The organism is Mesorhizobium sp. M7A.F.Ca.CA.004.04.2.1 (assembly GCF_004022825.1).
Classification (GTDB): Bacteria; Pseudomonadota; Alphaproteobacteria; order Rhizobiales; family Rhizobiaceae; genus Mesorhizobium.
Map to the genome: position 1 here is coordinate 1 of NZ_RZPH01001842.1, position 388 is coordinate 388.

At 66.0% G+C, this 388-nt stretch carries 1 protein-coding gene; it reads right to left on the reverse strand.

Annotation, left to right across the window (positions count from 1 at the left end; all coding sequences use genetic code 11):
• Positions 1-388 (reverse strand): ATP-binding cassette domain-containing protein (locus EN893_RS37875; RefSeq protein ID WP_128362354.1); only part of this gene is annotated, 388 nt, incomplete at both ends.

Genomic DNA, 388 nt, shown 5'->3' on the forward strand with positions numbered 1-388 from the left:
CTCCTGCACCAGCCTTCCGTCGCGCAATATGCCGATGCGGTCGCTCATCGTCAGCGCTTCTTCCTGGTCGTGCGTGACGAAGATCGTGGTGATGCCGATCTCGCGCTGGATGCGCTTGAGCTCAATCTGCATGTCGACGCGCAACGCCTTGTCGAGCGCACCCAATGGCTCGTCGAGCAGCAGCACGCGCGGCTTGGTGACGATGGCGCGGGCGAGAGCCACACGCTGCCGCTGCCCGCCGGAGAGCTGGTGCGGCCGGCGGCCACCAAGCTTGCCAAGCTGCACCAGATCGAGCGCGCGTTGCACCTCGGTAGCGATGATCGCCCTGGCCTCGCCGCGCACCGACAGGCCGAAGGCGACATTGTCGGCGACGCTCATATTGGGAAAC